General features: G+C 35.2%; 23 protein-coding genes. 12 read left to right on the top strand and 11 right to left on the bottom strand.

What is annotated here, in order from left to right:
* Positions 1–38: 38 nt before the first annotated feature.
* The 5 genes from ACQY44_RS03335 to ACQY44_RS03355 form a co-directional block, all read right to left on the bottom strand.
* Complete coding sequence (locus ACQY44_RS03335; protein ID WP_428229004.1) at positions 39–476, bottom strand: acyl-CoA thioesterase; 438 nt, start codon at positions 474–476, stop codon at positions 39–41.
* A gap of 96 nt (positions 477–572) precedes the next feature.
* Positions 573–1,229 carry a hypothetical protein gene (locus ACQY44_RS03340; protein ID WP_428229005.1) on the bottom strand — a complete coding sequence of 219 codons (657 nt, stop codon included), beginning with the start codon at positions 1,227–1,229 and terminating at the stop codon, positions 573–575.
* Positions 1,230–1,403: 174 nt separating this feature from the next.
* Positions 1,404–1,727, bottom strand: coding sequence for a hypothetical protein (locus ACQY44_RS03345; protein ID WP_428229006.1), 324 nt, complete (start codon positions 1,725–1,727; stop codon positions 1,404–1,406).
* 80 nt (positions 1,728–1,807) lie between these two features.
* The gene (locus ACQY44_RS03350) at positions 1,808–3,100 is read right to left on the bottom strand and encodes a Na+/H+ antiporter (RefSeq protein WP_428229007.1); all 1,293 of its coding nucleotides are present in this window, start codon (positions 3,098–3,100) and stop codon (positions 1,808–1,810) included.
* 38 nt (positions 3,101–3,138) lie between these two features.
* Positions 3,139–3,702 (bottom strand): hypothetical protein, encoded by a 564-nt coding sequence (locus tag ACQY44_RS03355; RefSeq protein WP_428229008.1) that lies wholly within the window; start codon positions 3,700–3,702, stop codon positions 3,139–3,141.
* 345 nt (positions 3,703–4,047) lie between these two features.
* On the opposite strand from ACQY44_RS03355, the gene dnaK reads away from it, so the two are divergent.
* The 5 genes from dnaK to ACQY44_RS03380 all read left to right on the top strand — a co-directional run bounded on the left by dnaK (position 4,048) and on the right by ACQY44_RS03380 (position 9,144).
* Entirely contained in the window at positions 4,048–5,934 is a 1,887-nt protein-coding gene (gene dnaK, locus ACQY44_RS03360) for a molecular chaperone DnaK (protein ID WP_428229009.1), read from the top strand.
* Between the two features lie 204 nt (positions 5,935–6,138).
* Positions 6,139–6,693, top strand: a complete 555-nt coding sequence (locus ACQY44_RS03365; protein ID WP_428229010.1) for a helix-turn-helix domain-containing protein — start codon at positions 6,139–6,141, stop codon at positions 6,691–6,693.
* Positions 6,690–7,949: a tyrosine-type recombinase/integrase gene (locus tag ACQY44_RS03370; protein WP_428229011.1), complete on the top strand. Its 1,260-nt coding sequence runs from the start codon at positions 6,690–6,692 to the stop codon at positions 7,947–7,949. Before ACQY44_RS03365 ends, ACQY44_RS03370 begins: the two co-directional genes overlap by 4 nt.
* Complete coding sequence (locus ACQY44_RS03375) at positions 7,946–8,695, top strand: hypothetical protein (protein WP_428229012.1); 750 nt, start codon at positions 7,946–7,948, stop codon at positions 8,693–8,695. The genes ACQY44_RS03370 and ACQY44_RS03375 overlap by 4 nt, the downstream gene beginning before the upstream one ends.
* A gap of 107 nt (positions 8,696–8,802) precedes the next feature.
* The gene (locus ACQY44_RS03380; protein ID WP_035688596.1) at positions 8,803–9,144 is read left to right on the top strand and encodes a helix-turn-helix domain-containing protein; all 342 of its coding nucleotides are present in this window, start codon (positions 8,803–8,805) and stop codon (positions 9,142–9,144) included.
* A gap of 346 nt (positions 9,145–9,490) precedes the next feature.
* Here the strand turns inward: ACQY44_RS03380 and hemA are convergent, their stop codons facing one another.
* The 5 genes from hemA to ACQY44_RS03405 all read right to left on the bottom strand — a co-directional run bounded on the left by hemA (position 9,491) and on the right by ACQY44_RS03405 (position 13,401).
* Positions 9,491–10,795 (bottom strand): glutamyl-tRNA reductase, encoded by a 1,305-nt coding sequence (gene hemA, locus ACQY44_RS03385; RefSeq protein ID WP_428229013.1) that lies wholly within the window; start codon positions 10,793–10,795, stop codon positions 9,491–9,493.
* A 168-nt stretch (positions 10,796–10,963) separates the two neighbouring features.
* Positions 10,964–11,560 (bottom strand): hypothetical protein, encoded by a 597-nt coding sequence (locus ACQY44_RS03390; protein ID WP_035688600.1) that lies wholly within the window; start codon positions 11,558–11,560, stop codon positions 10,964–10,966.
* 17 nt (positions 11,561–11,577) lie between these two features.
* Positions 11,578–12,012 carry a hypothetical protein gene (locus ACQY44_RS03395; protein WP_035688602.1) on the bottom strand — a complete coding sequence of 145 codons (435 nt, stop codon included), beginning with the start codon at positions 12,010–12,012 and terminating at the stop codon, positions 11,578–11,580.
* 133 nt (positions 12,013–12,145) lie between these two features.
* Positions 12,146–12,985 carry a DUF5777 family beta-barrel protein gene (locus ACQY44_RS03400; protein WP_428229014.1) on the bottom strand — a complete coding sequence of 280 codons (840 nt, stop codon included), beginning with the start codon at positions 12,983–12,985 and terminating at the stop codon, positions 12,146–12,148.
* A gap of 17 nt (positions 12,986–13,002) precedes the next feature.
* Positions 13,003–13,401 (bottom strand): OB-fold protein, encoded by a 399-nt coding sequence (locus ACQY44_RS03405; RefSeq protein WP_056251076.1) that lies wholly within the window; start codon positions 13,399–13,401, stop codon positions 13,003–13,005.
* 166 nt (positions 13,402–13,567) lie between these two features.
* Between ACQY44_RS03405 and ACQY44_RS03410 the strand changes: the two genes are divergently transcribed.
* The 5 genes from ACQY44_RS03410 (at position 13,568) to hemH (ending at position 17,177) form a co-directional block, all read left to right on the top strand.
* Positions 13,568–13,936: a hypothetical protein gene (locus ACQY44_RS03410; RefSeq protein WP_428229015.1), complete on the top strand. Its 369-nt coding sequence runs from the start codon at positions 13,568–13,570 to the stop codon at positions 13,934–13,936.
* 15 nt (positions 13,937–13,951) lie between these two features.
* Positions 13,952–14,491 carry a YceI family protein gene (locus ACQY44_RS03415; protein ID WP_056191597.1) on the top strand — a complete coding sequence of 180 codons (540 nt, stop codon included), beginning with the start codon at positions 13,952–13,954 and terminating at the stop codon, positions 14,489–14,491.
* Positions 14,492–14,536: 45 nt separating this feature from the next.
* Positions 14,537–15,076 (top strand): YceI family protein, encoded by a 540-nt coding sequence (locus ACQY44_RS03420; RefSeq protein ID WP_428229016.1) that lies wholly within the window; start codon positions 14,537–14,539, stop codon positions 15,074–15,076.
* Positions 15,077–15,171: 95 nt separating this feature from the next.
* The gene (locus tag ACQY44_RS03425) at positions 15,172–16,038 is read left to right on the top strand and encodes a helix-turn-helix transcriptional regulator (protein WP_428229610.1); all 867 of its coding nucleotides are present in this window, start codon (positions 15,172–15,174) and stop codon (positions 16,036–16,038) included.
* Positions 16,039–16,163: 125 nt separating this feature from the next.
* On the top strand, positions 16,164–17,177 hold the full coding sequence (gene hemH / locus ACQY44_RS03430; RefSeq protein WP_428229017.1) for a ferrochelatase: 1,014 nt from the start codon (positions 16,164–16,166) through the stop codon (positions 17,175–17,177).
* A gap of 285 nt (positions 17,178–17,462) precedes the next feature.
* Here hemH and ACQY44_RS03435 read toward each other — a convergent pair whose 3' ends face one another.
* Positions 17,463–18,017 carry a fasciclin domain-containing protein gene (locus tag ACQY44_RS03435; protein WP_035688618.1) on the bottom strand — a complete coding sequence of 185 codons (555 nt, stop codon included), beginning with the start codon at positions 18,015–18,017 and terminating at the stop codon, positions 17,463–17,465.
* 407 nt (positions 18,018–18,424) lie between these two features.
* On the opposite strand from ACQY44_RS03435, the gene ACQY44_RS03440 reads away from it, so the two are divergent.
* The gene (locus tag ACQY44_RS03440) at positions 18,425–19,102 is read left to right on the top strand and encodes a Crp/Fnr family transcriptional regulator (protein WP_184164861.1); all 678 of its coding nucleotides are present in this window, start codon (positions 18,425–18,427) and stop codon (positions 19,100–19,102) included.
* Positions 19,103–19,192: 90 nt separating this feature from the next.
* Complete coding sequence (locus ACQY44_RS03445) at positions 19,193–19,789, top strand: peroxiredoxin-like family protein (protein WP_428229018.1); 597 nt, start codon at positions 19,193–19,195, stop codon at positions 19,787–19,789.
* Position 19,790 lies beyond the last annotated feature (1 nt).

A 19,790-nucleotide genomic window follows, 5' to 3' on the forward strand; every position in this document is an offset into this window, starting at 1 on the left:
ATTTGTAACGGTTTTTATGATTATGAATCAGGTTTTATTTAAAGCCCAACAAAGTCATCACTTTTAGGGAATATACTTAAAGCCTGTATTGCAATTTCAGGAGTTGGAGAAGCTAATTTGCGAAGTTTGGTATCCATCCAGGCGCCATCAACTGTAATAACAGCACAAAGTGTATCATCTTCTCTTCTAAATTCGTGAATGATGGACCAGCGTGATGCATCGGCTTTCATTTTCGATGTTTTGGTATGAAGGAATATCTTGTCAGAAAGTTTTAATTCTTTTCTAAAAATACATTCTTCTCTAAACAAAACAGGACCAAAACTTTGTGTTTGCATCACTTTAAGGGTTAAACCCAGTTCTTCAAGGATTTCGATACGATGTTGTGCACCAAAATCATAATAAGCACTGTGACGCACGTGAAAATTAGGGTCAAGATCAGACCAGCGAAAAGATAATTCTTTAATAAATGAAGCCATTTTTATAGTTGTATTTTAATGAAAATCGAAATTACAAATAAAAAAGGAAACTGTTTGTTAGAAATATATAAACTGCTATTTTATTAAGAGGATAAACTAATATTCTTTTTTAGAATAAATATTAAAGTTTTGAAATGAAATTTCTCCAAAATCTTTAACTGTTTTTAGTTTATCAACATCTGCGATGAGAGCATCTGCATTAGGATCGTTACTTGCATTGAAGACGTAATTGATAAAATGATCTTTGTATAGGTACCAATTGTTTTTGGCTTTATTGAATTTAAAAGTAATAATTTGCTCCCAATGATGTCCGCCTGCGATTTTGTGCTCAATAGAAAAAAAGCCGTTTTTGATGGTAATTCCGTTAAAAGGATCTCCAAACACACCGCCACAATCAATACAGTAAGCAACATTTTCGTTTTTGCAGCTCAATTTATAGCTTCCGTCTTTTTGACCTAATAAGAGTAAAACGGGTCTTTTGTCCGGTTTACTTTCGTTCATATTCGATGTTGTTTCTTCAGTAGCTTTTCGCAAAACTAGAATACAGTCGTCAATTTTATCAAGATTTAAATCGCCTTTTTTTTGTGCGATTGCTTCGTAGCCTTTTGGAATAAAAGATTTTAAATTTTTATCAGTGATATTAATTGTTTTGTTGAAAGTATCATGATTCTTTATTTTTTGCACTTTTTTTTGTTGCGAAAAAGTCAAATTTATATTAAAAAGAAGAAATAATAGTAAGATATGATTTTTCATTTTTGAATATTATTTGGTTGATAATATGATTTTACAAACTTTCTAAATTATCCCATTCATATTCGATTTTGTTTAGTCTCATGTAGTATGGAACAAGGAGTAGAATTTCTAATCGCAACGGAAAATGACCGTCATTGGTACTAAAAGGAAGTACAAACATCGATGCGATACAAATTACGACTCCGCATATGGCATCAATTTTACCAATTGAGATTGCATTAGGTTTTTCAAACCAAAGAGAATAAGCAGCAAACCTTTAAGTACGATTATGGCAATAATAAAGATGCCAATTCCTGAGAATACGGTGTTACTCGAAAATCCATAAATTGATATATTGACGTTGGGTGTAAAGAGGTTCATAATGATGGCACCGACTGCACAAAGGGCTAAAATCATAAAAACCCAACAAAAGATTTTAATCCACCAAGGTAAAAGTTTTCTCCTGATTATTGGTGGTTTGTCAAATTCGTCGAAATGGCTTTCTGATTCCTGATTCATATTTTGATGTGGGACTATTTATAGGATTTCGTTGATTTTAAACTTTTATTAAGGCTGTTCTGTTGATCGATGCGGGTATTCTAATTTTCTGATTCAGAAAGTGACTTTTGTTTTTCTTCTTCTGTACCATTTAATTTTTTTACAATAAAAGGCAATGTAAGTCCCTGACCAATCAGTGTTAATAAAACTACGGCAACAGAGATGAAAATTATAATCGTGCGTTCCGGAAAAGGAGTTCCGTCTTCCAGTTCTTTAGGAATACCAATAGCAATAGCTAACGAAACAATTCCGCGCATTCCGGACCAACTGATAATAATGCTGTTGTTGAAATCTAAAAGCGCATGTTCACTAATTTTTCTTTTTCGTTTTGTGTTTTGAAAAGCTTTTTGAAGATTGATTTTCTGAAGAAATATCCTGGCCATTCTTATTAATAAAGCAACAATGGTTATGATAAGGGCATAACCAATATAAGGCAAAATCATATCGTTGTCGATACCTTTTAGGATATAGCGAAAATTGAGCCCGATTAAGATGAAGATAAGCCCATTGAGGAGAAAAATTATAATATCCCAAAGACTTCTGGATTGGTTTTTTAAGCTTTCCGGAAATATTTTTTTACTAAAACGGGCAATTGTCAATCCTAAAATCACGACGGCAATTACTCCGGAAACATGCAAATGTTCTGCAATAAGATAAGTTACAAAAGGCATTAAAAGCATAAAGCTAATGGTAACTTCAGCATTCTTCTTATGGACTTTGCTTAGTATAAAAGCGAGGATTTTTGCCATTACAAAACCTACCAGAAAACCACCTCCAAGTAATAGTATAAATTGTAAGGTTGCTTTCCAGATTACAAAAGCGGATCCCATTACGGCTGCTATGGCAAAACGATAAGCAACAAGTGCAGAGGCATCGTTGATCAGACTTTCGCCTTCGAGAATCGTTAGGGTTTTATGGGATAGATTTAACCCTTTTGTGATACTTATGGCTGCAACGGCATCAGTAGCAGAAAGGATAGAACCTAATACAAAAGCTAATGGCCAGGTCATTCCGGGAATTATATAACGGGCTACAACGGCAATTCCAATTGTGGTCAGGAAAACTAATGATATGGCTAAGGTACCAATGGTATTAATATTAGTTCTGAAGTCTTTAGGAGAGATGTTAAAGGAAGCATCATATAATAACGGAGGCAGAAAGAGTAAGAAGATAATTTCCGGATTGATTTCTATTTCACCCATTGACGGAATAAAGCCAATTGCAATTCCGGTGATCACCATCAGAATTGGGTAAGGAAGTTTTACCTTATCAGCAAAAGCAGATAGCCCTATAACGATGGCGAGAATAAATATAATAATGCTGTAATTTTCCATTATTGTTTTTTAATAAGTAATGTTATAGTTGATTTTGATTAATCGAAGTCATACCATCTTGGGAGTTCTTCATCTTTAGGGGGATCTGTTGGAAATATTTTACTAAGTCGGTAAATCATTTCTACTTTAATAATAGGATCTTCTGAGTTTTCTGCTAAATCTTTTATCGCATCAATAGCTTCTTTTGTTCCAATACTTTTTAAAGCATGTCCGCACTGATTTATAAATTGTCCTGTTCCGGTGCTGTAAGCTTCTAGAAAAGGAAATTTCTGTTGCATTGCGATTTTAATTGCAGGTACGCTTGATGGGTGCTGTCTCCATTGCAAATTGTGAATAATATCGTGATATTTTTCATGCCAAGGTTCTAATAATATTTCGTGAAGCAGATCTATACAGTCATCATCTTCGTCTATTACCCAAAGTAATAAAAGACAAAACTCCATGTCATCACTATTTTTAGAAGCTATAATATCTTTTATAATTTTTCTGCCTATTTCATTTTTGGATTCTATTGAAAAAGGGAGTTTTTCTATTATTTCTAATTTTGAGCGTCTGCTTTTTTTTAAGTGCTCTGCAAAATCGTTTTTTAATTTTTCTATCATGACGTATAAGTATGAACTTTGTTTGGGCTAAAATAACTATTTAAACATTAATCATGCATAAATCTCTAATGAAAATGACGCCCCTAGCCCCGATAGAAGCGACATCCTTTTATGGCGGTGTTCGCCATAAAAGATATAGCGGATAGCGGGAATAGCTCCTGATAATGACACTTAAAGTGCTGATATGCCACGAATGTCAGGTTTTAAAAATGTCATGTTGTCAGATTGTTTTAAGCGTGCCGACAGTAAAACTGACATTTTTCTTTGGTTTTTTATATTGGCACAAAGATTGACTTATGCCACCTGAGTTATAAAATTAGTATATCAAAATTAAATATATAAAAAATGGGTAAAATAATCGGAATTGACTTAGGTACGACGAACTCTTGTGTTTCTGTAATGGAAGGTAACGAAGCAGTTGTTATTCCTAACGCAGAAGGAAAAAGAACAACGCCATCTATCATCGCTTTTGTTGAAGGTGGAGAAATTAAAGTAGGTGATCCTGCAAAAAGACAAGCTGTAACGAATCCTACAAAAACGATTGCTTCTATTAAACGTTTTATGGGACACACTTTTGCTGAGACTACAAACGAAGCAAAAAGAGTTTCTTACAAAGTAGTAAAAGGGGACAACAATACTCCACGTGTGGATATTGACGGTCGTTTATATACTGCTCAGGAATTGTCAGCAATGACTCTTCAAAAAATGAAAAAAACTGCTGAAGACTATTTAGGTCAAACTGTAACTGAAGCAGTTATTACTGTTCCTGCTTACTTTAACGATGCACAACGTCAGGCTACAAAAGAAGCTGGAGAAATTGCTGGTCTTAAAGTGATGCGTATCATCAATGAGCCTACAGCAGCAGCTTTAGCTTACGGATTAGATAAAAAAGGAACTGATCAAAAAATTGCTGTTTACGATTTAGGTGGAGGTACTTTTGATATCTCTGTTCTTGAATTAGGAGACGGTGTATTTGAAGTATTGTCTACAAATGGTGATACTCACTTAGGTGGAGATGATTTTGACCACGAAATCATTGACTGGTTAGCTAATGAATTTTTGGCTGAAGAAGGTATTGATTTACGTTTGGATCCTATGTCATTGCAACGTTTGAAAGAAGCTGCAGAGAAAGCAAAAATTGAATTGTCTTCTTCTTCAGAAACTGAAATCAACTTGCCATACGTTACAGCTACTGCTTCAGGACCAAAACACTTAGTAAAAAAATTATCAAGAGCTAAATTTGAGCAATTAACTGATTCTTTAGTAAAACGTTCTATGGAGCCAGTTGCTAAAGCATTAAAAGATGCAGGTTTATCTACATCTGATATCGACGAAGTAATCCTTGTTGGAGGTTCTACTCGTATGCCAAGAATCGCTGATGAAGTGGAGAAATTCTTTGGTAAAAAAGCATCTAAAGGAGTTAATCCTGATGAGGTTGTTGCTATTGGAGCAGCTATTCAAGGTGGAGTTTTATCTGGAGATGTAAAAGATGTATTGTTACTTGACGTTACACCTTTATCTTTAGGTATCGAAACTATGGGTGGTGTATTGACTAAATTAATTGAGTCTAACACAACTATTCCAACTAAAAAATCACAAGTTTTCTCTACTGCTGCTGATTCTCAACCATCTGTTGAAATTCACGTATTGCAAGGAGAAAGAGCGATGGCTGCTGATAACAAAACTATCGGTCGTTTTCACTTAGATGGTATTCCACCAGCACCAAGAGGAGTTCCTCAAATCGAGGTTACTTTTGATATTGATGCAAATGGTATCATCAAAGTTTCTGCAACTGACAAAGGAACAGGAAAATCTCACGATATCCGTATCGAAGCTTCTTCTGGATTAACAGCTGAAGAAATCGAAAAAATGAAAAAAGATGCTGAAGCTAACGCTGACGCTGACAAAATAGCTAAAGAAAGAGCTGAGAAATTAAACGAAGCTGACAGCATGATTTTCCAAACAGAAAGTCAATTGAAAGAGTTAGGAAGCAAATTAGCTGACGACCATAAAGTTGCTGTTGAGTACGCTTTAACTGAATTGAGAATGGCTCACCAATCTCAAGACATTCCAGCTATTCAAACGGCTCTTGACAACATCAATGCAGCTTGGAAAACAGCTACAGAAGCTATGTATGCTCAAGGAGATCAAGGTCAACAAGCTGCTGCTCCACAACAAGAGCAATCGCAAGGTGACAATGTTGAAGACGTTGAATTCGAAGAAGTCAAATAAGTACTGATTAATATCAGTTAACAATAAGTGCTAAACCGCTGTAAACGTAAAGTTTACAGCGGTTTTTCTTTTTTATGCATTTTTGTTTCTGCTGTTTTTTAATCGTTTTTTATCATATATTTGTACCATATTTGTACCGGCACTTAAAGGGGGACAAAGTGTCCCTTATGTACCCTTATGGTACCTTAATGGGAGACAAAGACTATGAAAAGATCTGATAAACAATGTCTTAATTGTGGGAAAGAATTCCTGCCTAAAACCGTGACTTCTGTTTACTGCTCGCATGTATGCAGTAAAAAAGCATACAAACAGAAGATGATACGGCTTAAAAAGGAAGTGGGGATCAAAGCGCTGGTAGATAAAATACCCCAGAACAGGGCATTTATTTCTGTCCCTGAAGCTGGCATGCTTTTTGGGATTGCCAAAAAGACACTCTATAGGCTTGTCGAAAAGGGAAAAATTCCTTCAGTTAATTTGGGAACCCGCCTTGTAAGGATCGACCGCAGAGTCATGGAAGGGATGTTCGGCCCTGCCCGAAGCCTGCCGCAGGCTGAGAGCGCACCGAAGAAAAAATTATACAGCCTTGAAAAAGAAGACTGCTATTCGATTGGTGAAATTGCTCAGAGATTTCAGATATCTGAAGGTTCTGTCTACAGCCATATAAGGAAATATTCAATACCTACCAGGCAGATTGGAAAGCATGTATATGCTCCAAAAAGCGAAATTGATAACTTGTATAACGGAAATGATTTTATATGAAACAATTAGCAAAAACCAAGGTGACTGTGCGTCTTCGAAAAGCAGAAGACCGAGAGGAATGGTATGTCTACATAGAAAGCTATCCTGTTGAGGTTTCCGGAAAGAAAACGCCACAGAGAATCCGTGAATACTTAAACAGAACCGTAAAAACCGTGGAGTGGGACAAGCAGAGAACCGCTCGTACGGATGCGCAGGGCATAAAATCCTATAAGCCCAGACGCAGCGATAACGGAATAATAATCACCAGAAGCGAAACCGACCGTGAAATTATGCTCTATGCCGACGGAGTGCGTAAAATCAGGCAGAAAGAATATGATAATACAGATCTGTACAGTGATGCTGAGAACCTATTGGTTCAGCAGAAAGAAAAAGCAAAAGAGGATTTTATCAAATACATTGCCTCTGTGGCAGCAAAAAGGCATGCCCGAAGCTCAAAATCCATTATGATCAATTGGGAGCGGACCAGAGAGTTTTTAAAAAGCTATTCCAAAGGCAGGCTGATGTTTTCCCAGATTGACGGCCGAATGGCGGAAGATTTTAAGCTGTTTCTGCTGGCTGCGCCGCTCGGAGGAGGCAAAAAAGGAATACTTTCCCGTAACACTGCAGCAAGGTATTTTTCCATATTTAAAGCCGCTTTGAAACAGGCTTTTATTGATGGATATCTAACCGTTGATTTATCTTCAAAAGTAAGAGGCATACCTGAGCAGGAATCAAGACGCGAATATCTTACCATTAAAGAATTGAACGGATTGGCCCAAACGCCCTGTGAAAAAGATGTCCTTAAAAGAGCCGCGCTTTTCTCAGCGCTTACCGGCCTGCGGCATTCCGACATTCAGAAGCTCCGCTGGAAAGAGATAAGCATGGAAGACGGCATGGCCAAACTGCATTTTACGCAGAAAAAGACAAGGGGTGTCGAATATATGCCTATTTCTGAGCAGGCTTTAGATCTCTGCGGAGAGCCAAGGCTTCCCGGGCAGCTTGTGTTTGAGGATCTGATGGACCCGTCGTGGATTTCAAGGCCTCTGAAAAAATGGGTTGAATCTGCCGGCATTAAAAAGAACATTACCTTCCACTGCTTCCGCCATACATTTGCAACACTGCAGCTGTCCAGCGGGACAGACATTTATACGGTCAGTAAAATGCTGGGGCATACCAACGTAAAAACTACTCAAATCTACGCTAAAGTAATAGATGAGAAGAAAAACAGAGCTTCGAAGGCAATACAATTGGAATCTTTAAAGAAAAGAGCGCAATGAAAATAAAGTACTTTGAATATATCACAGTTTACCTGTCTGTTTTTTTAGTCTGTGTCTTTGTCGGTGTAATTGGAAGACTGGTGCTGCTGGAAAAAGGCGCCGATGAATATACGGCCGGCGTTTTCTTTTGGATCAGCACTGGATTTGGAGTTTTAATGTTTGCAATTCTAAGTTTATTTCTAAACGATTTGGCTGAGAGATTGGTGAATTGTTTTTTGAAGGCAAAAAAAAATGAATCGCCTGAAAGTCGCATTCCAGTTGAAAACCTTGAAAAAATAGAAGAGGAGCCACAGGATGCTTTAATTAAGCCCGAAATGCCTGAAAATAAAAATGCTGTCATCGATATTCAGCAGTTAAGGGAGCAGCAGCAAAATGCAATTAAAAATCAAAAACAGGCCAGGATTGATACTGCCATCCGTTATGCGCAGCAGGAGTTTGCGCTGTACGTGTCGGATGATGATCTGGAACAATTGGGCAGAAATATAATCATATATGCTGAAGTCCTAAATTTTGAAAAGATTAAACCGATCAAAGTAAAAGATCTGTCCAATCTGGATCTGTATCATTTTGGCTGGAATATCTGGAATTGCTTTAAAGCCAGCAGACAGGACAGAGCCGCACAATTTTTAAAGCTGACTTTTGCCGATGCTTTAAAAGATGTTGAGCAGAACAGCATTAAAACGCATCTCAAAGATGATGAACATAAAGGTCTTATAAAGATAATAGATGATTTTACAGATTTTTAAATGCCAATAGGTATAAAGCACTGTGTTTTTCAAGTGTTTTTGCTGTGAAGAAGGACACAGCAGAAACACTTTTTTCATTTGCATCATAACTGTTAAAAACGATAGCTATGGATACAAATGAAATCTCTTTTGAAAACCTGCCCAAAGCAGTAGCACACTTAGTGAAAGAAATTGCCGAGATTAAACTTCTGATTCAGAATGTGCAGGTGTATGAATCGAAAGAAAAAAGTATTCCTATTGGTATTGAACAAGCAAGCCGGCTAATAGGCAAAGCAAAGCCTACAATTTACGCTCTTGTAAGGCAGAGAAAAATTCCGTGCTATAAATATGGTAAAAAGCTGTATTTTTTTGAAGAAGAACTTTTAGAATGGATTTCTAAAGGGAAAAAGAAAACAATACAGGAAATTGAATCAGAAGTATTGAAGTATAATGATAATCAAAAAAAATAGGGGGAATAACAGACCGCAAAAATACTTATGTCACTCTGGTAGATCATCAAAAAGCATTTAATACAAAGCGATATGTTATCTGTAAATGAATTTGAACAAAAAAATCCTGAAAAATCTAAATTTTTCAGGATTTTACTTTTTATAGTGATCTCTACTGTACAAATTTCTATAAATTTTTACGGAAGATTTGAAAAGATTGGCTATTACTAATTTGGTTTGGATGTCCTGTTGGGATTGAACTTTTATACATCAATAGTTATTTACAGCAAGTTTCAGGATCAAATTTGCTAACTTATTTGGGTATTTCTAATACAGATCGAAAATTGTTTGCAAAACCTAATAACGTCTATGAAAGATTGATCTTATATGTTTTTTCAATTTGAGAAGAAGCGTGTGTTGGCGCGAGCTGTCCAATTTGAAATACTTTTTCAATAAAGTCAATACTTTCATCCACGCAAGTATTTTCATTTTTCAAGTGGCTTGCAAAGTGGTTTGTTATTTTTTGAATGATCCTGGCGCTGATTAAATCAATCTGAGCGACATCAAAATTGCTTGTTTTCTTTCTCTGAATAGCCAATTCGCTTGCCGCAATATCATTTAGTTTAGCTTTTAGCGCATGGATAGTTGGCGCATATTTTCGAGTATTCATCCATGTATTGAATTCTAATTTCATATCCTCAATAATAGCTTCTGCAGCAGGAATATGTTGTTTTCTTCTCTCAAGCGTATCATCTGTAACCTGAGACAAATAATCGAGATGTATTAAAGTTACACCTGGAATTTGCGCTACATCTGGATTTACATTTCGTGGAATGGATAAGTCCAAAATCAGTAATGGTTTCTTTCTGTTAAGTAGTGCTTTGTCTATAGTTGGATTTTGTGCACCTGTTGCAACTATGAGCACATCTGTCTGTTTTATTTCTTCTTGTAAGTTTAGAAAATCCTTTGCAATAACGTTTAGTTTACCAGCTAATTCGATGGCCTTGTTCTTTGTTCTGTTTATAAGGGTGATATGGGTATTCTTTGTATGTTTTACTAAATTTTCACACGTATTTCTGCCAATTTTCCCTGTCCCGAATAGTAAGATATTTTTATTTCTAATATCTTCTACATTTCTGATAATATATTGAACAGCTGCAAATGAAGCAGATGTGGCACCGGATGAAATTTCAGTATCTGTTTTGACTTTTTTGCTAGCCTGTATAACCGCGTTTATTAAACGATCCAGGAATGTATTGATTAAGTCCTCGCGTTTGCTATTATTAAAAGCGATTTTAATTTGACTAATGATTTCAAAATCACCTAAAATCTGGCTATCCAACCCTGTTCCAACTCGAAACATATGGTTCACAGCTTCCTGATTCTTGTATATATAAGCAACTTGCTGAAATTCTTCTACCGAGCCCTTGCTGTTCTCACAAAGTAATTTGATTAATTCATATGGATGATTGGCAAAACCATATATTTCGGTTCTATTACAAGTAGAAGTGACAATTAATGATTCGATCCCTTCTGCCTTTGCCTGCAGCAAAAGATCAGATTGTGCTTTAGTATCCAAACTAAACTTCCCTCTAATTGCTGCATCTGCTTTTTTATAACTTAAGCCTAAAGCATAAAAGGTGGTATTTTTGGACATGTTATATTTTTCCATATTATGCTCTTCTTAAAGTTCAAAAAAATATTAGTAGGTTATTGTAAAACACGATGAAACTTCCTTTAATGCTAAAGAATAATGGATTCACACATAATTGCATTATAAGTTGCCGGCAGGATTTAAATATAAAACGCTACCTGAAAAATAGGTAGCGTTTAAGAGAAATTATTTTTGAACTATTGGAGTTCTAAGTGATTCTAAGACCGCAACAATATCTGTATAAAGCTCTGTATTTGAAGCTACACCATTTGCATTTGCAGCTGCTCCTACATATCCTTCAAATTTTGTATAATCCGCAGTACTTGATTTTGTCCCCATGCGAGGATTTTTCGCAGGATCGTGCGCAGCTACCATATTCAAACCAGAATAGGTATTTACGGCATTTGTACCACCAGTGTTAAACGAAAAGAAATCAGTCAGATTGTCCGATAGTTTAGCAATATTTGTAGACTGGGTAGTTCCTGTTTCGGCTAATACCGGGGCAAAATGCGCTTGTAGATTCCCCGCTGCATTCGACTGAACGTCGGCAACAATTAATCCTATAGTTGAATTTACCACCTTGCGGAAACTCAAACGCCCCTGCTCGATCATTTGGCCGGCGTTATCTGGATCTGAAACCATTTTAGTTCCGCCTAATCTTTCGTAAATAGATGCCTTTACAGGAGGAGTTACCGGGGCGTCATCATCATTACTACTGCACGAAGCCAGGGTTGCAGAAGCTGCGAGTAATACACTAAGTGTAATTTTGGAATAAATTTTCATAATAAAAATATTAAAGGTTAATTAAAAAAACGGTTTAGTTTTTGAGACAATCTGTAGCTCAAACTATTTTGATTCACTGGACAAACTTCTTTGCCAGCCAAATTTTCCGGTAAAATATAACGCTGAGCATCATAATGTCCTATGGCTATCAACTGGTCAAATACTTTTTTAGAATTCGTGATCTTGTTGTTATGGAAGTAAACAACCACATTTCTTTTTACGATTATAGAATCAGAGGTTAATCCTTTGATAGATCTCAAATCTGAACATATTTGTTTGGCTTGCACCGAATCTATGTTTGTTTTAAAATCAATTCGGCTTACCTGCAGATTTGGGCTTTCATAAACAGCAGGCTTAGCGGTAATAATGTGGAATAGAAAAATGGCAAAAAATAGTACCAAAATGATCAATCCCGTCCAAAGGCCTTTTTTAATAAATTTGTTAATTTTCATAAAGCTGATTTTTAAAATGATTTTAGGTTTTCTAGATCATATACGAACCCTTTTTTGGCTTGGTTTTATTTAAATTGATAAAATAGTAGTTTAGATTTATTGTAAATAACAACACGCTGAATTACAGGGTTTTTTAGAAAACTCTTGCCAAATTAAACCCAAAGAAAATATCTCCCTTAGTCCAGTCTCCCGTAGTTCTTCCAAGATATCCGGCTTCATCAATGGCTTGAGAACTGGTAAAATGCATTTGAAAAACGTGTCCGCCGGTTTCCAGGTCAAAACCAATGGATAATGGATTTTTATAAATAGAATTTGACGCCCTGTTTAAGTGTGCCGCATAATCCATATTCAATGACCAGCGTTTTGCAAACTTATATCTACCGCCAAAGCCAATGGCATATTGTGAATTGCTCTGTTCGGGGTCGAGCACAAAATTTTCATGGAAAAATGATGGAACTATTTCTAAAGATAATTTTTCAGAGAATTTTCTGGAAATTAAAAGCTGGGCTACATAGGTGAGCCTATTTTTAAATTCAAGTTTAGGATATAGACTTTCCTTTAGCGTGTTGTTGATAGACAAACTATTAAACCCTGCAATAGTCACCGGAAATCCATCTTTTATTTGCGGCAATAACATATATTTTGTTGCAAAGTCATAAGCAAATTCACTTCTGGCGGCACTTATATTAATCCCCGGGGTCAATCCGTATATGAATTTTATTTGTGTGTTGGCGTTATCCAGTCCATAGAATCCCTCAAAGCCGTCTTTTATAGAACCAAACCGGTGTGCTACAACAAAATACAAATCTCCTTTTGCCGCCAGTTTGGTCGATTCGAGATTGACAATCTTCAGGGCTTTAAATGCAGATGCCACCTTTTCTTTTGTGATTTGCGCTTCAACTCCGGATAATAGGTCATCTTGCGAATAGGTTAGTAATGGAAATAAAAACAATAATAGAATGAGCTTTTTCATGTGGTTAATTTTAATTGTTATTTGTTTTGGTGTACAAGGGAGGATTGATCTATTTTAAATTCTTGTAAGAGCTCATCATATCCTAAAAACCGTCCTTTAATTTTTAGCATTCTGCCAATTGCAATGTCTTTGGGCAAACTGTCTTTGAAGGTTGCAAATATCTTTTCGTCAATAACGATTCCCTTACTCGCGGGTTCAACAGCTGTTACAATTGCAGTTACTTCAATTGTTTTGTCCTGGTATTTGACAGTAGCAAGGCTGTCATTGAAAGTAAATTCTTTTTCGAGTCCTTTAACCGTTACAGTATAATCTGCAGTTTCTGATTCGATATTCCTATGACCTTTGTAACTGTAGAGGTAAATTGAGATCCCGGTTATCAGGAAGAGGGGAATAATAATAAGTATTTTTTTTCTCATGGCTGGTTTTTAGTATTTGGATTATCTACGTTAAAAAATACCTATTGGATTTAAATGATCAAATATGACTGTTATTAAATCTGTATGATCCATTTCACCGTATATGATTTCAAAATGCTTTAAATATTAAAATCATTTAGCCTTTCTAAAACTAAAAACCAATCCCATGAATTTAAAAACTCGTTTGCTTATTCCATCATTTGCTTTACTACTAGTAAGTTGTACAGATGATAATCCCAGTACTTTAATTGACACTCCACCAATTACCGGCGTTGCCACATACAATCAGAATGTGAAATCCATCATTGATAATAATTGTGTTGTCTGCCATGCAGCTGTTCCCAAAAATGGGGCACCTATGTCCCTGGTTACTTATGACCATGTTAAAAATGCGGTCTTAAATCGCGGGCTGCTCAACCGGATTTCTTTAGAAAATGGAAATAGTTCATTAATGCCACAGGGAGGGCCAAGATTGCCTCAAACCACAATTGATGTTATTAAAAAATGGGAACAAGATGGATTATTAGAGCAATAATCCATAGTAAAAAACATGAAAAAAATCATAGTAATGCCAATGATATTGGCTTCGTTCCTTGTTTTTTCGCAGGAAAAAATATTAACTAAATCATCAACAATCACTTTTGAAGCTTCGGTCCCGTCTTTTCAGCCGGTTTTAGGAACCAATACCAATGTAACTTTTGTTTTAAATCCGGCAACAGGTGAAATTGCATCCTTAGCCCTGATAAAAGGATTTCAGTTTGAAATGCCTTTGATGGAAGAACATTTCAATGAAAATTACATGGAGAGCGATAAATATCCAAAAGCTATTTTTAGAGGAAAAATAGAAAAGTTTGATTCGAATAATTTAACTGAAGATTATAAAGATTACCTAATAAAAGGAAATTTAGAACTTCATGGGAAATCAAGAGATATAAATGCGAGCGCAAAGATCACCAGGACAGGTTCCAGAATTACCATCATTTCAGATTTTGCTGTTAATGCCAGTGATTTTGGCATTCCAATTCCATCGCTTATCAAGTATAAACTTGATGATAGAGTAAAGGTTCAAATTATTGCTGTTTTAAAATAAGCAAAAAATTGATTTTTAAACTAACATAATAATATAAAGAAAACCATGAAAAAAATTATACTCGTTTCCATGCTTTATGCTTGCGCTATTGGTCTGGCGCAAGAAAAAATGATCAGTAAAACAGGTAAAATAACTTTTGAAGCATCTGTTGCTTCTTTTGAAGAGGTTAAAGCTACAAATAACAATGTAACCTTTGTATTGAATACTACAACAGGAGAAATTGCAAGTTTAGGATTGATGAAAGGATTTCAATTTAAAGTTGCGTTAATGGAAGAGCATTTCAATGAAAATTATATGGAGAGCGATCAATACCCTAAAGCTATATTTAAAGGGAAAATAGAAGATTTTGATTTAAACAGTCTTACCAATTCTGCTAAAGATTTTACTATAAAAGGGAAGTTAGAGCTTCATGGAAAATCAAAGGATATAATAACCAAAGCAAGGATAATGATGTCCGGATCTGGAATTAGTATTGTATCTAATTTTGCCGTAAATGCCAGTGATTTTAACATCGTCATACCAACTCTCGTGAAAAGCAAAGTTTCTAATAAAATTAATATTCTAGTTGTTGCAGTTTTGAAATGACAGATCAAAAAAGTAAGATTTATAACTTTAAGAGAAGTATACTAAACCATTAAAAAGATTTAATTTTGAAAAACCAATTATTCGCTATTTCAAAAATGGAGGAAGAAATAAAAGTTGAAAACGACTTTGCACTTATCCGTTTTCAGAATGACGGTCCAGAACCTTTTTTTACACACCGTCAACTAACCACTGATTTCATACAGTTTCATTTCGTACTTAAAGGTAACGCCAAACTTTCATTTAATAATGGTAATTATGATTTAGCACTACAAGAAGAAAAATCCTTTCTTTTATACAATCCACAAAAGGAGCTACCATTTCATTTAGAGCTTTCACCAAATTCGTGGATGATTTCTGTTATTATTTCAATTAGGAAATTTCATGCATTGTTTTCTGTTGAAGCAGATTATATTACTTTTTTAAGTCCTGATAAAAAGTATAAAAATTATTATAATGAAGGTTGTATAAGTCCTTCAATGGCAGTTGTTTTAAGCCAGTTGTTCCATTATAACCTTCATCCATCCATAAAAAATCTTTATTGTAAAGGTAAAGGATACGAATTACTTAGTTTATCTTTTAACAGGAGCGAAGATCCAAATGCGCATCATTGTCCGTTTTTAATTGATGAAGGTAATGTATTGAAAATAAAAAAAGCCAAAGAAATTATCATCGCCAATATGGCTGAACCGCCTGGTTTACAAGAATTAGCCGATGAAATTGGTCTGAATCTGAAGAAACTGAAAATGGGTTTCAAACAAATTTATGGCTATACGGTTTACGGTTTTCTTTTTGACTATAAAATGGATTTCGCCAGAAAATTGCTTGACAGCGGTTCTTACAATGTAAACGAAGTGGGGTTGAAAATAGGTTACAGTACAGGAAGCCATTTCATTGCAGGATTCAAGAAAAAGTTTGCAACAACTCCAAAAAAATATCTGATGTCGATTAATACGAATGTTTAAGTTTTGTTGGCTATGAGCCTGGTGATAATGAACGGGCGAAGCAATCCACGAATTTTAATCTACTCAATCTGCAAAATCTGCGCGACAATTTTAACATCTATTCTATAGAACAAAGCAAAAAGTAAATGAAAGGCGTATTATTAGTAAACTTAGGATCTCCGGAAAGTCCAACTACAAAAGATGTAAAACCATATTTAGACGAGTTTTTAATGGACAAACACGTGATCGATGTTCCGTATTTGTTGCGAGCTTTTTTAGTTCGTGGCATTATCCTGAGAAAAAGACCGGAAGAATCTGCACATGCTTATACTAAAATTTGGTGGGAAGAAGGTTCTCCGTTAGTGGTGCTATCTGAAAGAATGCAGAAAAAAGTAGAGTCTTTAGTAAATGTTCCGGTTTCGTTAGCAATGTGCTATGGCAGCATGACAATTGAAAAAGGGCTACAGGAATTACATGATAAAGGAGTCACAGAAGTATTACTTTTTCCTTTATATCCGCAATATGCAATGGCTTCAACATTGACAATTTTGGTTAAAGCGGAAGAAATTCGTAAAAAGAAATTTCCACAAATGACTTTTACCGATGTTCCTGCGTTTTACAACAAACCGGATTACATCAAGAATCTGGCTGATTCTCTCCAGAAACATCTAGTTGGATTCCACTACGATCATCTGTTATTCTCGTATCACGGAATTCCGGAGCGTCACATTCGCAAAACCGATGTAACCAAATCACATTGTAAAATTGACGGCTCTTGCTGTAACACACCTTCGCCGGCACACGATTTCTGCTATCGTCATCAATGTTATGAAACCACAAAACAAGTGGTGAAATTATTAGGACTTCCAGCTGATAAATACAGTTTAACTTTTCAATCGCGTTTAGCGGGAGACAAATGGTTAGAACCTTATACCGATGTTGAAGTTGATAAAATGCCAGCAAAAGGGATCAAGAAATTGGCAGTTGTAACTCCGGCTTTCGTTTCAGATTGTTTAGAAACGCTGGAAGAAATCGCAATGCGAGCCAAAGAAGATTTTGAAGCAAAAGGAGGAGAGAATTTCTTAGCGATTCCGTGTTTGAATGATGATGATGAATGGTGTCAGACTGTGAGTAATTGGATTAATGACTGGGCTAGATAAATCTAAAATAAGAGCATAGAATATTACATTTACTATTTCTAGTTAGATTATCTAATCTTTTGGTTAAATCCCCCAACTTTTGCACCTGATCCGATAGTCGTTGCAGGTTATGGTTCTGTATCAAAAAAGACATCAGCTCCCTATATTTAAAATATTGAGCTGCCAATAAAATGTTAAGCAGTATCTCATATATAATCTACTATTACTATTGTTCAGGATAGTAATTACAGAAAAAGCCCTGAAATTTCAGGGCTTTTTCTGTAATTGTATTTTATTCTCGGAAAATTACATTTTCGGAAGCAGTACTGTATCCACTACATGTATAACACCATTGGATTGATTTACATCTGAGATTGTAACTTTAGCCTTATTGCCGCTCTCGTCACTGATGTACAAATCTTTTCCATCCATCCAGGCAGTTAAAGTTCCGCCGCTCACTGTTTTTAAAGTGGCTTTTCCTTTACCGGCTTTTATTGCTTTTGCAATATCAGAACTATTCATTTTACCGGATACTACATGATAGGTCAATATAGTTTGCAATGTTTTAATATTCTCAGGTTTCAATAATGTTTCAACAGTTCCGGCCGGTAATTTACTAAAAGCTTCATTTGTCGGTGCAAAAACAGTAAATGGACCTTTACCTTGCAGGGTTTCAACTAATCCTGCTGCTTTTACTGCTGCTACCAAGGTGGTATGATCCTTTGAGTTTACCGCATTTTCTATAATATTTTTATTAGGATACATAGCCGCTCCACCAACCATTACTGTTTTTTGTGCAAATGATGTAAATCCAAATCCTAATGCCAGGATTGCTGCTGCTAAAAATTTTCCAGTTTTCATAATTACTTTTTTTAAGTTATAAAGTCATTTACGCTTTAATATTCTTTTTGGTTTTAAAATAAGCCAAGAAATAAACTAAAAGAAAACCGGACTAACTATAAGGTATTGTGGATGAGTATTTTAAGGGGATATTTTTTGATAACTTACTATGGTCAAAATAATTTCGCTGTTATCTTCACAATCAAAGCAGCCTGAAAAGATGAAATGGAAGGCTAAAATTTCTTTTTCTTTAGTTGTGATATGTTTAGATCAGAAAAGCAGTTTAGATACTATACTTTTAATGTAACTTTATTAATCGTAAATTATGCATCAGGCTACTATATACTTATAGGGCTTGAATATGCGATTTAAACATGGAAGCGAATTATTTTTCAAATTGTTTACATTTACCAAATAATGTATCTCTTATGTACGAAGAATTAAAATATTGGTATTTGCGTGATCATAAATTGTTTAGGACTTTGAGTTTTTCTCAAATCAAACAACTTTGCATAATCACAGGTTTTAAAAAAGCCTCAAAAGGGGAAATTATTTATTTTTCATCTTCAGATGTGCCCCGGATTTTTTTACTTAAAAAGGGGAATATCAAGATTGTTGCCCTGGATAGTAATGGCAACGAAACTATAAAGGACATTATCCAGAAAGGAGATTTGTTTGGTGAACTGACTTTGGAAACAGATAATAAAAACGAAGAATATGCAAAAGTCCTTTCAGACGATGTTGCCATCTGCAGCTTTTTAATGTCTGATTTTGAAGATTTATTGCTTCGTAATCCGACTTTAGCACTTTCATACACCAAGTTTGTAGGACTGAAAATGAAACGCATTAAAAACAATTATGCAAATCTAATTTCTAAGGATGCCAAAACCAGATTGTATCAATTCCTGAAAGACTGGGCAGAACAGGAAGGCGTTAGAGAAGGAAATTCAGTAGCCATTGAAAATTATCTAACCCAAAATGATATTGCCCAGATTATCTGTACTTCCAGACAAACCGCTACACAATTGCTCAATGAGATGGAAACCAATCAGCTTTTAAACTACAACAGAAAAGAAATTATCATTCGAGATATTACCAAATTATAATTATTTTGGGCTAAGTGTAAATTAGCCGACATTTTGCTTTTTTATAGTATGATAATTTTACATTATTAAAAAGATGTAAAAACATACACTATGAAAAAATTACTTTTTATTTTTTTAGCGATCCTTACTTGGGCTGCTAACGCGCAGAACATGATTGCTAAATCTGCCACTGATATCGCTCCTTTGCTAATAGGAGAGAAGATTCCAAACCTTACTTTAAAATCATCGGATAATACAGATGTACAAATTTCAGACCTGCTAAAAAAGAAAAAGACAGTTCTTGTTTTTTATCGTGGAGGCTGGTGCCCGTATTGCAATATGCATCTGCAGGCATTGGCTGAAGCCGAAAAGCAAGTTCTGGATTTGGGATATCAAATTATTGCGGTAAGTCCTGATTCTGCTGAAAATTTAAAAATGACAGCAGAAAAAGATAAAGTAAAATATACCTTACTTTCTGACTCAAAAGGAGAATTAATAAAAGCCATGGGAATTGCTTTTGAGGCTCCTGAAAACTATAAAAGTGTAATTAACGTAAATTCTAATGGAATGAATACTAGTTTTTTACCTGTTCCGTCCGTTTTTGTTGTGAATCCCCAGAGTGATATCCTTTTTGAATATGTCTCTGCTGATTTTAAGCATCGTATCACGACCGAATTACTTGTTTCAGTATTAAAAAATTTAAAATAAA

This window comes from Flavobacterium sp., from assembly GCF_965277525.1.
GTDB lineage: Bacteria > Bacteroidota > Bacteroidia > Flavobacteriales > Flavobacteriaceae > Flavobacterium.

Bases quoted from the DNA above. Each gene is read 5' to 3' on its own strand.
- ACQY44_RS03410 (WP_428229015.1), top strand. From the start codon at position 13,568: ATGAATTTAAAAACTCGTTTGCTTATTCCATCATTTGCTTTACTACTA.
- ACQY44_RS03420 (WP_428229016.1), top strand. From the start codon at position 14,537: ATGAAAAAAATTATACTCGTTTCCATGCTTTATGCTTGCGCTATTGGT.
- dnaK (WP_428229009.1), top strand. From the start codon at position 4,048: ATGGGTAAAATAATCGGAATTGACTTAGGTACGACGAACTCTTGTGTT.
- ACQY44_RS03340 (WP_428229005.1), bottom strand. From the start codon at position 1,229: ATGAAAAATCATATCTTACTATTATTTCTTCTTTTTAATATAAATTTG.
- ACQY44_RS03350 (WP_428229007.1), bottom strand. From the start codon at position 3,100: ATGGAAAATTACAGCATTATTATATTTATTCTCGCCATCGTTATAGGG.
- ACQY44_RS03380 (WP_035688596.1), top strand. From the start codon at position 8,803: ATGGATACAAATGAAATCTCTTTTGAAAACCTGCCCAAAGCAGTAGCA.
- ACQY44_RS03390 (WP_035688600.1), bottom strand. From the start codon at position 11,560: ATGAAAATTTATTCCAAAATTACACTTAGTGTATTACTCGCAGCTTCT.
- hemA (WP_428229013.1), bottom strand. From the start codon at position 10,795: ATGGAAAAATATAACATGTCCAAAAATACCACCTTTTATGCTTTAGGC.
- ACQY44_RS03375 (WP_428229012.1), top strand. From the start codon at position 7,946: ATGAAAATAAAGTACTTTGAATATATCACAGTTTACCTGTCTGTTTTT.
- ACQY44_RS03345 (WP_428229006.1), bottom strand. From the start codon at position 1,727: ATGAATCAGGAATCAGAAAGCCATTTCGACGAATTTGACAAACCACCA.
- ACQY44_RS03355 (WP_428229008.1), bottom strand. From the start codon at position 3,702: ATGATAGAAAAATTAAAAAACGATTTTGCAGAGCACTTAAAAAAAAGC.
- hemH (WP_428229017.1), top strand. From the start codon at position 16,164: ATGAAAGGCGTATTATTAGTAAACTTAGGATCTCCGGAAAGTCCAACT.
- ACQY44_RS03435 (WP_035688618.1), bottom strand. From the start codon at position 18,017: ATGAAAACTGGAAAATTTTTAGCAGCAGCAATCCTGGCATTAGGATTT.
- ACQY44_RS03405 (WP_056251076.1), bottom strand. From the start codon at position 13,401: ATGAGAAAAAAAATACTTATTATTATTCCCCTCTTCCTGATAACCGGG.
- ACQY44_RS03425 (WP_428229610.1), top strand. From the start codon at position 15,172: ATGGAGGAAGAAATAAAAGTTGAAAACGACTTTGCACTTATCCGTTTT.
- ACQY44_RS03335 (WP_428229004.1), bottom strand. From the start codon at position 476: ATGGCTTCATTTATTAAAGAATTATCTTTTCGCTGGTCTGATCTTGAC.
- ACQY44_RS03415 (WP_056191597.1), top strand. From the start codon at position 13,952: ATGAAAAAAATCATAGTAATGCCAATGATATTGGCTTCGTTCCTTGTT.
- ACQY44_RS03395 (WP_035688602.1), bottom strand. From the start codon at position 12,012: ATGAAAATTAACAAATTTATTAAAAAAGGCCTTTGGACGGGATTGATC.
- ACQY44_RS03370 (WP_428229011.1), top strand. From the start codon at position 6,690: ATGAAACAATTAGCAAAAACCAAGGTGACTGTGCGTCTTCGAAAAGCA.
- ACQY44_RS03400 (WP_428229014.1), bottom strand. From the start codon at position 12,985: ATGAAAAAGCTCATTCTATTATTGTTTTTATTTCCATTACTAACCTAT.
- ACQY44_RS03445 (WP_428229018.1), top strand. From the start codon at position 19,193: ATGAAAAAATTACTTTTTATTTTTTTAGCGATCCTTACTTGGGCTGCT.
- ACQY44_RS03440 (WP_184164861.1), top strand. From the start codon at position 18,425: ATGTACGAAGAATTAAAATATTGGTATTTGCGTGATCATAAATTGTTT.
- ACQY44_RS03365 (WP_428229010.1), top strand. From the start codon at position 6,139: ATGAAAAGATCTGATAAACAATGTCTTAATTGTGGGAAAGAATTCCTG.